The organism is Polynucleobacter sp. AP-Jannik-300A-C4, from assembly GCF_018688335.1.
Classification (GTDB): domain Bacteria; phylum Pseudomonadota; class Gammaproteobacteria; order Burkholderiales; family Burkholderiaceae; genus Polynucleobacter.
This window is the reverse complement of the sequence record NZ_CP061316.1, coordinates 1,203,876-1,216,680: the sequence shown is the minus strand read 5'-3', so window position 1 is coordinate 1,216,680 and position 12,805 is coordinate 1,203,876. Positions and strand designations below refer to the sequence as shown.

Genomic DNA, 12,805 nt, shown 5'->3' with positions numbered 1-12,805 from the left:
TTTTTAACTCATGGCTGAAGTGATTTGCCTCTGCAATGAGGTGCTCGATGTCGATCTTCGAGAATATCTTGATACCCATCCAATCGACTCGATTGATGAGTTGCGCGAGCAAGCTTCTATTTGCAATAAATGTATGCAATGCCAAGATTTAGTTGAGGGTGAAATCTATTTGGCACGCGTGCGACGACAGCGTGCTGCAGGACAGTTTTGATGACGCAATTACAGTTGGGTCGTTTTAGCGTGATGACTATGAATGTGCATAAGGGGCTATCACCCTTGCACCGTAAATCCACCATTTACGAGCTACGCCAAAAAATGCGGAGCCATCATCCCGATTTGCTTTTTCTGCAAGAGCTCCAGCAGGAGCATCGTGGTCGACTCAGAAGATTTGGTCAATGGCCTTTAACAGAGCTCACCCATTTTTTATCCGAAGACTTTTGGCATGATTGGCATTACGGTAAAAACGTCGAATATCCAGATGGGCATCATGGCAATGCAATTCTGTCTAAAAGACCTTTGCATAAGGGCGAAAATTACGATATCTCTGCTTATCGATTTGAACGGCGCGGTTTGCTACATAGCGTCACACAGCTAGAGGGTGTAGCAACACCGATTCACTGCTTCTGTGTACACCTGGCTTTATTTGAACGCGGACGAGAACGTCAATTAAGTGAAATTATTCGTTACATAGATTCATTAGCAAATAGTGGTCCAACTATTGTGGCTGGTGACTTTAACGATTGGCGCAACCGCGTGAGTGCACCGATGCAGGCTGCCGGTTTTAATGAGGTATTTGAGGTGCTTACTGGCGCCCCTGCAAAAACCTTTCCTAGTGTGAAGCCTATGCTTCCAATGGATCGAATTTATGTGCGGGGCTTAAAAATCCATTCTGCGGAAGTGATGCATGAATGGTTGAAACTATCCGATCACTTAGGCATTGCAGCAGAACTTGAGATCATATGAACATCATTAATTTTTTACTAGGATCCCTTTTTGGCGAATCCTTTATTTGGGTCCCAATCGCGCACGTCCTGATTGTGATTCTTTTTGGATTTAGATTAATCTCAGTGAGAAGACCGGTTGGTGTTGTACTGGCCTGGTTTCTGATTGTGGTTCTATTTCCCTTAATTGGTATTAGCTTATATATCCTCATTGGTGAGCGTCCCGTTGGTCGAAAACTCACCCGAAAAATTATTCGTATGGATAAAGAGTACGCTGCCATCACCGAAGCGATGCGTAAGCGCTATCAGGCTGATAAACAACTACTACCAACTGAAGGCAGGGCGTTGAGTCTCTTGGCTGAGGCTAAAAATGGTTCGCCAGTGATTGCTGGCAACCAAATTGAACTCTTTACGAATTCTCTAGAAATCTTGCAGTACTTTATTGACGAGATTAATCAGGCTAAGAAAACATTGCATTTGGAATTCTATATATGGGCTCTAGGCGGCGATGCAGATCGCGTCGGCGAGGCTTTAATCGCTGCAGCTAAGCGCGGTGTGACTTGTAAGGTGCTATTAGATTCCTTGGGTAGTAAAGACTGGTTTAAATCGACTTGGCCTAAGCGCTTCAGAAATGCTGGTATTCAAGTAACTGAGGCCTTACCGATTCAAGTTGGTCGCTTTCAATTTCGGCGTGCTGATTTAAGACTGCATCGCAAGATATTTGTGATCGATAACACCATCGTTTGGACCGGCAGTATGAATATGGTCGACCCACGTACTTTTAAACAAGATTCGGGTGTGGGCGAATGGGTAGATGCGATGGTCAGAATTGAAGGGCCTGTAGCATCTCAGTTTGAGCTGACATTCTCGTTTGACTGGAGTGTTGATAATCCCAAGATTAAGCACTTTAGTAATGTAGTGCCAGCTGCTAGCCCACTTGAAGGGAAGGTATTGGCTCAAGAGTTTTCTTCTGGACCGGTATACCGTGACGATATCTTGTACCAGGTATTGCTCTCAGCCATCATGGATGCTCGTGAGGAGCTCACTATTACTACACCTTACTTTGGTCCTGACGATGGTTTGATTCAGGCGCTGATGGCAGCAGCTGGTCGTGGTGTGAAAGTGACTCTGATTGTTCCTAAATTAAATGATTCCACATTGGTCGCTTGGAGCAGTCGCAGCTTCTATTCTGATCTCATGAGTGCTGGTGTGAACATTGCTGAGTTCCATGGTGGCCTATTGCATACGAAGAGCCTGTTAATAGACAAGCGAGTTGCAATTTTTGGTTCAGTGAACTTTGATCAGCGAAGCTTGCGTCTCAATTTTGAGATTAGCTTAATCGTCTATAACGACGAGTTTTGCGCAAAGCTCGAAACCTTGATCGAGTCTTACTTGGCTAAATCAGATATGGTCAATCCAGTAACTTGGGCTAAGAGACCGCATTGGCATATTCTGCTGGAGAATGCGGCTCACCTGACATCACCCTTACTTTAAATAGAGCCCTGACTCCGCATCTTTGCAATCTCATCAGCAGCAATACCAAGCTCAGTCAGAATAGCTTCTGTATGTTGACCTACTGCAGGTATCGCATCCATGCGGTAGTCAAAACTGTCATTACTGCCCGGGGGAAGCATTGCTGGAATAGGGCCTACAGGTGATCCCACTTGTACCCAGCGATCTCTTGCTTTGAGTTGATCGTGATTCCATAAACCCTGCATATCATTTAGGCGGGCATTAGCGATTTGCGCTTCATCTAGCTTTGCAATCACTTGCTGGGTAGTCAGTTTGCTAAAACAAGCATCAATAATGGAGAGGAGTTCATCTCGCTTTTCATTACGCTTGAAGTTTTTATCAAAGCGCTCATCTTTAGCCAGTGCTTGATTCTCAAGTACGACCTCACAGAATAAAACCCACTCACGATCATTCTGTAGGCCAAGCATGACGGTACCGCCATCACCCGCCTTAAATGGCCCGTAGGGATAAATCGTGGCATGGGATGCGCCATTGCGAGGAGGGGGCGTAGCTCCCTCATAGGCGTAATAGAGTGGGTAGCTCATCCATTCACCCAAAGACTCCAGCATAGAAACGTCAATACAAGAACCCTTGCCAGTCTTACCTCTTTGAAGTAGTGCGGCCAAAATATTGGTGTAGGCATACATGCCTGCTGCAATGTCTGCAATGGAGTTACCTGCTTTACTGGGTGTCTCTGGCGTACCCGTAACCGACAAGAATCCAGCCTCACTCTGAATGAGTAAGTCATAGGCTTTCTTGTCACGATAAGGCCCATTATTTCCATAGCCTGAGATATCGCACAAAATTAGGCCGGGATTGTCTTTTTGCAATAGTTCTGCGGTCAATCCCATGCGTGCTGCGGCACCAGGGGCTAAGTTTTGCACCAGTACATCTGCTGTCTTGAGCAGCGTCTTTAGCGCTGCTAATGCAGACTCCTGTTTGAGATCCAGTGTGAGACTTTCTTTAGAGCGATTTACCCAAGTGAAATGAGATGACATGCCATTGACTCGCTCATCATAGGCGCGGGCAAAGTCTCCGGCGCCTGGTCGCTCGACCTTAATCACACGAGCTCCCAAGTCAGCCAATTGACGCGTACAAAACGGAGCAGCAATGGCATGCTCCAAAGAAACTACAGTGATGCCGTCTAGAGGGCGAATACTCATGAAATTGCTTATCCAAACACTAAATTAATTAACGGGTCTACAGAATTAGAAAGAGCGGGGGAGTCCTAAAACATGCTCAGCTATATAGGAGTAGATCAGGTTTGTGGAGATTGGCGCGACCTGGTAGAGGCGGGTTTCTCTAAACTTGCGCTCGACATCATATTCATTGGCAAATCCAAAGCCACCATGAGTTTGCAGACAAACGTTAGCGGCTTCCCAAGAGGCTTTGGCAGCTAAGTACTTGGCCATATTGGATTCGGCACCGCAGGCTTGTTTAGCATCAAATAATTCACACGCTTTAAAGCGCATCAAATTTGCGGCTTCTGTTTCGATATAAGAATCTGCGATCGGAAACTGAATCCCTTGGTTCTTGCCAATCGGGCGATCAAATACTACGCGTTCATTTGCGTAGCGACGAGCCTTATCTACAAACCAATAAGCATCTCCAATGCACTCGGCAGCAATGAGGACACGCTCCGCATTGAGGCCGTCAAGAATATATTTAAACCCTTGGCCTTCTTCACCAATTAAATTCTCGGCGGGAATTTCCAAGTTATCAAAGAAGACTTCATTCGTTTCATGGTTCACCATATTGGCAATGGGTTGAATCTCCATGCCTTTGCCAATCGCATCCTTGAGATTGACGATAAATATTGACATGCCTTCTGATTTTTTCTTTACCTCTGCAAGCGGAGTAGTGCGCGCTAAAAGAATCATTAAATCGGAATGCTGAATCCGAGAGATCCAAACCTTCTGACCATTCACTACATACTTGTCACCCTTTTTAACGGCGGTAGTTTTGAGTTTGGTGGTATCGGTGCCTGTAGTCGGCTCCGTTACAGCCATGCTTTGGAGGCGTAATTCTCCGGTAGCAATCTTAGGGAGGTAGAGCTTCTTTTGAGCATCTGAGCCATGGCGTAGTAAGGTACCCATGTTGTACATCTGGCCATGACATGAGCCCGCATTACCGCCTGATAAATTAATTTCTTCCATGATGACGGAGGCTTCTGCCAAACCTAAGCCGGAGCCACCATATTCTTCCGGAATTAATGCTGCTAACCAACCAGCTTGTGCCATGGCGTCTACAAATGCTTCGGGGTAGGCGCGTTCATGATCTACTTTTTGCCAGTATGCGGAGTCAAAACTGCCGCAAAGGTCGCGCAAGGCTTCACGCATGTCTTGATATTGATCTGGCTTAGGAATGGGGTGGTTCATTTAGCTATCTATAAAAATTTAAGAATTGATGAAATATGAGAATTCCCATAGTTTAAGCAAGAATTCAAGATTGTGGGCGATCCAAAATTTTGCCTTTGTCTACTTGATTATTGAGTGTGATGGGGCTTGGGGCATACTTGGGGTATGACCAAATCCTTGATTTCCATCCGACTCGGAGCGCTTGCCTAATGGAGCAAATGCTGGGTCAGTTCTTTGATTTCTTTGGTATGCCATCGGTTGGTTTGCCAGCCGTATTTATTAGTGCCTTTATTTCTGCAACTTTATTGCCTGTAGGTTCTGAGCCCATCTTGTTTGGGTATGTTTCGGTTAATCCGCACTTATATTGGGCTGCCATTATTGTTGCCACAATTGGTAACACTTTGGGGGGTATGCTGGATTGGTGGCTTGGGCTATTGAGTCGAAATAGCTTTGAGTCCTTGAAGGGCCCTTCTAATAACCGAATGCAACGCTGGTTGGAAGAGCGGGGCCCTAAGATGCTCCTGCTGTCTTGGCTGCCAGGGTTTGGTGACCCCCTTTGTTTAGCCGCCGGGTGGCTTAGATTGCCTTGGTTACCCTGTCTAATATATATGGGCATCGGCAAACTGCTGCGTTATCTCACGATGACCTGGCTTTTAACTTTAGTGCCTACCAGCTTTTGGCACCAATTGGGGCATTGGATTCGAATTATCTAAGAGGCTGCAAAAGCATTAAACAGCGCAATACTTTTGTTGAACCTCGTCGTTATTAAGGAGATTCTGAGCGGTGTCATGGAAAACAATTTCACCTTGATCAAGAATATAGGCTCGGTCAGAAATCTTGAGTGCTTGTTGAACATTTTGCTCAACCAATAGAATGGTTAAACCCTGTTGTTTGAGTTTGGCAAACAGCTCAAACATTTCCTCTACCAAGACTGGCATGATTCCCTCTGATGGCTCATCTAGCAGTATGACTTTAGGCTTAGCAATCATCGCTCGTGCGATTGCTAGCATTTGCTGCTCGCCACCCGACATCGATGTTCCATCTTGATGCAATCTCTCCTTAAGACGTGGAAAGGTTTCAGCGATCTCATCGACCAAGGCACTCATATCTCCTCGGCTTTTCTTGGCAATAACGCCCAACTCTAAATTTTCTTTAACAGTTAATCCTGGAACAATCCGTCTATCTTCTGGAACGTAAGCCAAGCCTAAGTGGTAGCGCTCATGCGCCGCCAGATCCAAGAAGGAGCTACCATCAATCAAGGCTTTGCCTTCTCTTTTTGAAAGAAGACCCATTAAAGACCGAAGGGTAGTAGTTTTGCCGGCACCATTGCGACCCATTAAGGTAACGATTTCCCCTTTGTTCACTTCCAAAGATACGCCTTGCAGAACATGGCTACGGTCGTACCAGGCATTTAAATTTTCTACACGCAACATATAAGAACCTTCGAAGAACCTTCGTTAACCTTGGCCTAGGTACACGCGTCGTACCTCTGCATTATTTTGTATTTCTTCTGGAGTGCCTTCAGCTAAAAACTCACCATGATGTAAAACAATGATTCGCTTACATAAACCCATGATGAGTTTCATCTTATGCTCAACTAAAATAACCGTTCTCTCATCTGCTAGTGTGCGAATGAGATCCATCATTACGAGCGTTTCTTCAGGAGACATGCCCGCGGTTGGTTCATCCAATAATAGAAGACTCGGGTTGCAGGCAAGGGCCATAGCAATCTCTAAAGCACGTTGCTGACCGTGAGCTAAGTCACCCGTTTTTTTATTTCTTAGATGCTCTAAGTTCACGCGACGCAAAAGCTGGTCTGCAAGTTCAATTGGCCCCGGGTAACTTTGGGCATTACGCAAAAAGTTGTAGCGTGCTGTTTCCATTTGTGCAGCAACGCGGACATTTTCATGAACCGTTAACTGCTTAAACACGTTGGTAATTTGAAAACTCTTAGAGATACCAATGCGGGCAAATTCGTATTGCTGCATGCCGGTAATATCTTTGCCATTAAACAAGATTTGCCCGCTCGAAGGAGGGAAGGCGCCACTTAGGACGTTAAAGAATGTACTCTTGCCAGCACCATTTGGCCCAATGATTGCTGTAAGCGACCCAGGCATAAAGGTGGTCGATACATTCTGCAAGGCTTTGAATTTCCCAAAGCTCTTACTCACATTACGAGCCTCAAGGATGGGGGTTTGGTTTGAGCTACTCATTATTTCGAATCCTGATTGAGGTTTAGCTTGCTCAAGATAGTTCCCCAGATCCCCTTGGGGAAGAATAGTACAAAGAACATAAAGATGAGCCCAATGACGGCCATCCAATGTTTAGTAAGGGTGGTAACTACATCCTCTAGATACAGCATGACTGCAGCACCAATAAATGGACCAAAGAAAGTGCCCATACCTCCCAAGATGCTCATCATGACAGCCTGCCCGGATTGGAGATAGTGAAGTGAATCTATTGGAACAATTGAAAGATGCAGGGCACGCAATGATCCTGCTAAACCACAGATGGCAGCAGACAATACAAATACCAACAGTTTTGTGCGAGCTACATCAAATCCGCATGCAGCTGCACGCTTCTCATTCTCACGAATCGCCTCCATTACTGCGCCAAGAGGCGAGCTTAGGATCCGGGAGATGAGCCAGATGGCAATGACTACAAAAAAGAGAATGATGTAGTACTTCACTAATGGATTGAGGAAGTCAACTGGGATTCCAAAAATGTTGAAGGAATCAACACGAACGCCTCTTAAGCCATTCTCACCACCAGTCAAACTCTCAGCCTTATAAAAACCATAAAAAACAATTTGGCCTAATGCCAGCGTAACCATGGAGAAGTAGATGCCTCTAGTACGAATTGCTAGAAAACCCATAATGAGTCCTCCGATAGCTGCACCGATCACACCCACCAGAATTGCAGTCCCCCAGGACATTCCGTAGTGGACGATGCCGATGCCAGTGAGGTAGCTACCAATACCGAGGAAGGCTGCATGACCAAATGATAGGAGGCCCATATAACCAAATAGGAGATTGAAGCCCATGGCAAATAAGCCAAAGATCAAGATGTTGATCGCAAGGGCCTCGTACGGCATGATGAAAGGAAAGACCATCAAGAAGAGACTGCTTGCTAGCACGCGATGACGTGCAATGAGTTGGAAGAATGATTTCATAAGTATTCAGGGGGATTAACCCATTGCCCCCGCTTTACCAAATAAACCTTGTGGTCGAATTAAGAGCACTACCGCCATCAATACAAAGATAGAAAGTTCTGATAGGTCAGGGAAGAACAGGGAAGTCATGCTGTAGACCACGCCAACTAATAAACCAGCAACAACAGCCCCCACTGGTGAGCCCATGCCGCCAACTACTGTGACAACAAACGACTCCGCCAAAATTGGAATACCCATTTCTGGATTAACAGAGCGGGTGGGTGAGGCTAATATTCCGGAGAGGCCGGCAATTGCGCAACCAAGTCCAAACACCATGAGCCATACTTTGGCGATATCTACACCAAGCACTTTGACGATCTCTTGGTCAGCGGCACCAGCTTTGATAATTAGGCCGTATCGGGTTTTTTGAATGAAAAACCAAACTGCAAAAATAATGACAGCTGTAGCGGCAATCAGGAAAAGTCGATACTTGGGAAAGAAGCCGATGCCGACGTCGAGAGAGCCTTTCAGTCCATCAGGGGTAACAGACGGTAGGCCTTCAATGCCAAAAGTGACACGAACTGCTTCAATTAAGACATACGACAATCCAAAAGTCAGTAGGAGTGGATAGTCAATCCCACGTCCGTATAGTGGGCGGACTAAGAATCGCTCGGTCAGCAATCCAAGGACTCCGGTAGTAATTGGCGTCAGAATTAAACTAAACCAAAAATTACCTGTTACGCCAAGAAAATAGACACCCAAAAACGCGCCAACCATGAAGAAGGCGCCGTGGGCAAAATTAACGACATTGAGCATGCCAAAAATAAGGCATAAGCCCAGGGCAAGAAGTGCATAAATACTACCCAGAGCAATTCCTGTCAGTAGTTGCATGCATAGAAGTTCAAATGTAAGGCCGGTCATATATATACTCAGAAAAACTCCCCCTCAGCCTGTGCGTTGGGGGAGGGGTTCAGGGTAAATCAGATGATTCACCCTGAATTTCAGATTTAAGCCTTGTGGCCCAACTCCGCACAACTACGCATATTTTTCTCGGTAGTTGGTTCAATTGTCAGAATATTAAAGACGTCATACTTATCCTTCATATTCTTTGATTTAGACTCAATAATGATCACGGATTGAACTGCCTGATGATCGCATTTGCGGTAGTACTCAGGGCCTTTATACCAGTCGTACTTGAGATTCTCCATTGCGCTGATTACTTTCATGGTCTCAGTAGACTTGGCAATCTTGATTGAGGCTAAAACGCTTTTCACACCTGCATATCCAAGTGCACCGTAATCGGATGGAACCGAGCCGTTATATGCCTTTCTGTAGGCATCATTAAAAATCTTGGCCTGAGGAATTCTATCTTCTAGACCCCAGTAGTAGGAGGTTCCGCCAGCAATACCTTCAAATGCTTCTGCACCACCTGCAATGCGGGATGTATATAGCAAAACAGGTGCCACAATTTTCATGCTGGATTTCAAGCCAAAATCCGTACATTGTTTCGCAGAATTTACTAAATCTCGGCCGAAGTTGCATAAGACCAAGATATCAGGATTCAATGCTTTAATCCGCGGTAAAAAAGCTGAATAATCTGATGTACCAAGTGGGTGGCGGATATCCGCCAATGTTGTTGCTCCCATCTCCTTGCCGGCACGCTCAAATGCGCGCACCATTTCATGGCCATAAGCATAATCGGCAGTCAAAAATACAATCTTCTTACCAAAGCGAGGAATGGAGTAGCGAGCTACTGCACCTGCTGTCATAGTTGGATTTAATGCCTCGTGGAATGTGTAGACACTCCAGTCTTTTGCTTCGTTAATCGCATCAGATTGGCTGATAGAGTTAAAAAGTACCTTACGCTCTTTGCAGACGGCATTGATAGATAGCTGGGTTGCAGCAGAAAGTGAGCCCACAACAAAACCCACTTTATCCTTCTCAATCAACTCAAGAGTACGTGTAGCGGCTTCACCTGCATTGAGTTTTGTATCTCTTACTAGTAACTCTGCTTTGCGTCCGTTAAAGCCACCTGCATCATTAAATTCTTTAATAGCTAGCTCAGCAGCCCTTACCTGATCCTGTGCTTCGGCAGAGAAGGGGCCTGTTAATGGGGTGGGGAAGCCAATCTTAATTGTTTCAGATTGGGCGCTTGCCATGTTCATCCAAAGTGGAGTGCTTGCTGCAGCAGCTCCACCGATTAACATTTTTCTTCTGGTTTGATTCGTTACTTTTTGTTTCATGGTTGTCTCCTCCATTTAAAACAGTTAATTAATAAGAATACTTTTTGCTTCGTAAATCTTAACTGAATGCTTCTGTTAATGCGAAAATCTACATCTAGTTTTTTAATACGACTCTGGAACTGCTTTTCCTTGTGCCAGTAAGGTGCTGATATCAATTGCTGTCTCAGCCATCACCGTATCTGCGTTTCTGCGAAGGCTGTTGCCGTCCCTGCTACCTTTACTACCTTGTGCTTGCATATAGCGCCCTAAATATTGGGCTCTTGCAACAACCTGTTGACCCAACTGAAGTCGTTCCCTGCTATAAGCTGCCAGTGCTGCAGGGGTTGCGCCCAATTGGGCGATGTGACGCGCAATCACCATCGCCTCATCACCTGCTTTAGTAACGCCCATCCCAACATGAGGACGACCAACAAAAGCTGCATCACCCATTAAGGCAATTCTGTCAAAGACAATTTGCTCTGAACGAACATCGTATATCGCCTGTAAAAATGGTGAAGCAGTTTTCTCTAGAATTTCTGCATATTGAGGCGCCAGGATTTTCCGAGCAATACTGCGCATTTCAGCAATATGCTTCCACGATACCTTTAGTGGTGGAATACCAGTTGGGTAGTGATGACCATCCGCATCAGTCAATAGTTTTACGAGCTCATCATCTTCGGATGCAGGGCGATACCATACAAAGTTATAACGGCGCTTACCTGGTCGAGTGTCATTTCCAGGGCCTGCGACTGGGTAGCCCAGCATCTGTTCGCCGTTGGGAAGGCAAAAGCCAAAATAATTAAAGAGTGTGTCTAGGGTGTAATTCGATAAATGACTTTCATCGCATACACCACGCCATGCAATATATCCCGCATATTCAGGCTGAATACTTGGTGCTACCTGAGCCCTCACTGCGGAACGAATGCCATCGGATGCTATTAGTAGCTCAGCCTGATAACTACTGCCATCCTCACAAACTACTTGAACGGTATTGGAATCTTGACTAACAGTTTTTACATTCTTGCCCTGTAAATAACGCTCGTTCGGAAAATTCTCCTTAAGCAGGTGATACAGGCGACTCCATGAAGTCAGAATCTGTGGAAGCGGCATTTCGCCCAGGCTCTCACCATCGACACCTAAGGTAACTCGCTTCGATACGGCAACTCCTAGACTGTCATCAACAGCAATACCCGCTTCACGCAAAGCATCTGCAAGTGCATCATGTGTCACGATCCCCGCACCCCGACCATCTAAGGAGCCAATCGCTTTTTCTAATAAGGTGACATCGTGACCTTGGCGCAGCAATATATTGGCTGCAAATAAGCCTCCAAGCGATCCGCCGATGACGAGAATTTTTGCCATCTTTGCTTATGTAGCCTTAGCATCTAAGGCTGCTTTTTCAGCAGCAGGGTAATTTAATTCAATCACGATGCCGTTAGGATCGTCCAAAAAAAGTTGGTGCAGCTGTAAAACAGGCACAGTACGTTGTCTGCAAGGAACGCCCAATTTATCTAGTTGAGCAAGCTTAGCTTCCAAACCTTTAGCAAAGAATGCAATGTGATCCACAGCTCCCGAGCCATAGAGTGAGCTTGGATCACGCTCGCCAAGGTATTGCTTGAGACCGTTGGGATCATTTTTATCAATCGCAATTAAATGTAGTACTGCATTGGCCCAATCGTTTTCATCACCGTTGTAAAGCCAGACCCCTGGAAATGGAAACTCTGGGCGTGGTCCAACCGTTAGTCCAAGCACCTCACTATAAAACTGAGTGGTCTTTTCAATCTCTAAGCTGCGGATAGAAAAATGATTTAGGCTGAGGTTTGTCATATTATTTTTTACCAGTAGTAAATAAAGCTTTTGCTGAACTGAGATAAGAGCTAATCCGATCTTGAATGATTTCTTGCTCAGTATTGGGGTTGCCGGAGTCGTAGATGGCTTGCCCATAAATCCAGCGGCGCATTCCGATGTAAAAAATACCACCATGCAGGCCCATTAAAAATTCTAATTCCCGCTGCGAAGGCTTGCTACGAGTGGTGCGGCCACAGTGTTTGCGGGTTTCACGAATAAGACGGGGCAATAGGCGATCCCGCAGTAGCTCAAAGAATCGGTCGCTAATCGAGTGATCGCTTAAGCCAGAGAAAATCAAGATACGCACGAAATCGTAGGTGAGAACTGTATTTGAGTAGTCAATATAAAAAGCATTGAATTTCTCTTCTGGCGAAAGATCCTTATTGTCTAGCAACTGCTCCCATTCAGGCTTCCAGCGTGATTCAAAGACATCCTCGTAGACGGCCTTAATTAAGGCGTCTTTTGTGGGAAAGTAGTGATAGAGCAGGGTATGGGTAACGCCCAGTCCTTTAGTTAAGTTTCTGAGTTGCCCATCAATCCCATGCTTAGCAAAATACTGAATTGCGCGATCGAGTATTTGCCGTTTACGGTCTGCAGTGCTCATTCTGCGACGAGCAGGAACCTCAGAGACAGTCATTTCTGAAGCGACGCTGTTTCTTGTGCTGCGGTCTCGATCGAAACTCATTGTCATCGGGGTTTATCCGAATTTGGCCTTATTGACCAAAAGTTAAATAATGGTACATTGTTGAACAATTGGTAGATAAGACTCTATTC

14 protein-coding genes are annotated in these 12,805 nt (G+C 45.5%); 4 read left to right on the top strand and 10 right to left on the bottom strand.

Annotated features, from left to right (window positions below):
* Positions 1-10 precede the first annotated feature (10 nt).
* From FD975_RS06380 to cls, 3 genes are read left to right on the top strand one after another with little or no spacing between them, the layout of a single operon-like run.
* The gene (locus FD975_RS06380; protein WP_215301164.1) at positions 11-211 is read left to right on the top strand and encodes a hypothetical protein; all 201 of its coding nucleotides are present in this window, start codon (positions 11-13) and stop codon (positions 209-211) included.
* On the top strand, positions 211-963 hold the full coding sequence (locus FD975_RS06375) for an endonuclease/exonuclease/phosphatase family protein (RefSeq protein ID WP_215301162.1): 753 nt from the start codon (positions 211-213) through the stop codon (positions 961-963). Before FD975_RS06380 ends, FD975_RS06375 begins: the two co-directional genes overlap by 1 nt.
* Entirely contained in the window at positions 960-2,435 is a 1,476-nt protein-coding gene (gene cls / locus FD975_RS06370) for a cardiolipin synthase (protein ID WP_215301161.1), read from the top strand. The genes FD975_RS06375 and cls overlap by 4 nt, the downstream gene beginning before the upstream one ends.
* On the opposite strand, the gene FD975_RS06365 is transcribed toward cls, so the two are convergent.
* Positions 2,432-3,616: a CaiB/BaiF CoA-transferase family protein gene (locus FD975_RS06365; RefSeq protein WP_215301159.1), complete on the bottom strand. Its 1,185-nt coding sequence runs from the start codon at positions 3,614-3,616 to the stop codon at positions 2,432-2,434. The genes cls and FD975_RS06365 overlap by 4 nt on opposite strands.
* A 45-nt stretch (positions 3,617-3,661) precedes the next feature.
* Complete coding sequence (locus FD975_RS06360) at positions 3,662-4,831, bottom strand: acyl-CoA dehydrogenase family protein (RefSeq protein ID WP_215301157.1); 1,170 nt, start codon at positions 4,829-4,831, stop codon at positions 3,662-3,664.
* A gap of 188 nt (positions 4,832-5,019) precedes the next feature.
* Here FD975_RS06360 and FD975_RS06355 point away from each other — a divergent pair, with 188 nt between their 5' ends.
* Entirely contained in the window at positions 5,020-5,523 is a 504-nt protein-coding gene (locus FD975_RS06355) for a YqaA family protein (RefSeq protein ID WP_215301155.1), read from the top strand.
* Positions 5,524-5,538: 15 nt separating this feature from the next.
* Here the strand turns inward: FD975_RS06355 and FD975_RS06350 are convergent, their stop codons facing one another.
* The 8 genes from FD975_RS06350 to FD975_RS06315 form a co-directional block, all read right to left on the bottom strand.
* Positions 5,539-6,243, bottom strand: a complete 705-nt coding sequence (locus FD975_RS06350) for an ABC transporter ATP-binding protein (RefSeq protein WP_215301153.1) — start codon at positions 6,241-6,243, stop codon at positions 5,539-5,541.
* 24 nt (positions 6,244-6,267) lie between these two features.
* On the bottom strand, positions 6,268-7,023 hold the full coding sequence (locus tag FD975_RS06345; protein ID WP_215301152.1) for an ABC transporter ATP-binding protein: 756 nt from the start codon (positions 7,021-7,023) through the stop codon (positions 6,268-6,270).
* A complete protein-coding gene (locus FD975_RS06340; RefSeq protein ID WP_215301150.1) occupies positions 7,023-7,982 on the bottom strand; it encodes a branched-chain amino acid ABC transporter permease in 960 nt (319 codons plus the stop codon). Before FD975_RS06340 ends, FD975_RS06345 begins: the two co-directional genes overlap by 1 nt.
* A gap of 15 nt (positions 7,983-7,997) precedes the next feature.
* On the bottom strand, positions 7,998-8,882 hold the full coding sequence (locus FD975_RS06335) for a branched-chain amino acid ABC transporter permease (RefSeq protein WP_215301148.1): 885 nt from the start codon (positions 8,880-8,882) through the stop codon (positions 7,998-8,000).
* Between the two features lie 86 nt (positions 8,883-8,968).
* Positions 8,969-10,204, bottom strand: coding sequence for an ABC transporter substrate-binding protein (locus FD975_RS06330; RefSeq protein ID WP_251371153.1), 1,236 nt, complete (start codon positions 10,202-10,204; stop codon positions 8,969-8,971).
* A 102-nt stretch (positions 10,205-10,306) separates the two neighbouring features.
* Positions 10,307-11,545, bottom strand: a complete 1,239-nt coding sequence (locus tag FD975_RS06325) for an FAD binding domain-containing protein (protein WP_215301143.1) — start codon at positions 11,543-11,545, stop codon at positions 10,307-10,309.
* Between the two features lie 6 nt (positions 11,546-11,551).
* Positions 11,552-12,010 (bottom strand): VOC family protein, encoded by a 459-nt coding sequence (locus FD975_RS06320; protein ID WP_215301141.1) that lies wholly within the window; start codon positions 12,008-12,010, stop codon positions 11,552-11,554.
* Position 12,011: 1 nt separating this feature from the next.
* The gene (locus FD975_RS06315; RefSeq protein WP_215301140.1) at positions 12,012-12,716 is read right to left on the bottom strand and encodes a TetR/AcrR family transcriptional regulator; all 705 of its coding nucleotides are present in this window, start codon (positions 12,714-12,716) and stop codon (positions 12,012-12,014) included.
* Between the last annotated feature and the right edge of the window lie 89 nt (positions 12,717-12,805).

Coding starts and splice junctions, on each gene's coding strand:
- FD975_RS06380 (WP_215301164.1), top strand. CDS start 11: ATGGCTGAAGTGATTTGCCTCTGCAATGAGGTGCTCGATGTCGATCTT.
- FD975_RS06375 (WP_215301162.1), top strand. CDS start 211: ATGACGCAATTACAGTTGGGTCGTTTTAGCGTGATGACTATGAATGTG.
- cls (WP_215301161.1), top strand. CDS start 960: ATGAACATCATTAATTTTTTACTAGGATCCCTTTTTGGCGAATCCTTT.
- FD975_RS06365 (WP_215301159.1), bottom strand. CDS start 3,616: ATGAGTATTCGCCCTCTAGACGGCATCACTGTAGTTTCTTTGGAGCAT.
- FD975_RS06360 (WP_215301157.1), bottom strand. CDS start 4,831: ATGAACCACCCCATTCCTAAGCCAGATCAATATCAAGACATGCGTGAA.
- FD975_RS06355 (WP_215301155.1), top strand. CDS start 5,020: ATGGAGCAAATGCTGGGTCAGTTCTTTGATTTCTTTGGTATGCCATCG.
- FD975_RS06350 (WP_215301153.1), bottom strand. CDS start 6,243: ATGTTGCGTGTAGAAAATTTAAATGCCTGGTACGACCGTAGCCATGTT.
- FD975_RS06345 (WP_215301152.1), bottom strand. CDS start 7,023: ATGAGTAGCTCAAACCAAACCCCCATCCTTGAGGCTCGTAATGTGAGT.
- FD975_RS06340 (WP_215301150.1), bottom strand. CDS start 7,982: ATGAAATCATTCTTCCAACTCATTGCACGTCATCGCGTGCTAGCAAGC.
- FD975_RS06335 (WP_215301148.1), bottom strand. CDS start 8,882: ATGACCGGCCTTACATTTGAACTTCTATGCATGCAACTACTGACAGGA.
- FD975_RS06330 (WP_251371153.1), bottom strand. CDS start 10,204: ATGAAACAAAAAGTAACGAATCAAACCAGAAGAAAAATGTTAATCGGT.
- FD975_RS06325 (WP_215301143.1), bottom strand. CDS start 11,545: ATGGCAAAAATTCTCGTCATCGGCGGATCGCTTGGAGGCTTATTTGCA.
- FD975_RS06320 (WP_215301141.1), bottom strand. CDS start 12,010: ATGACAAACCTCAGCCTAAATCATTTTTCTATCCGCAGCTTAGAGATT.
- FD975_RS06315 (WP_215301140.1), bottom strand. CDS start 12,716: ATGAGTTTCGATCGAGACCGCAGCACAAGAAACAGCGTCGCTTCAGAA.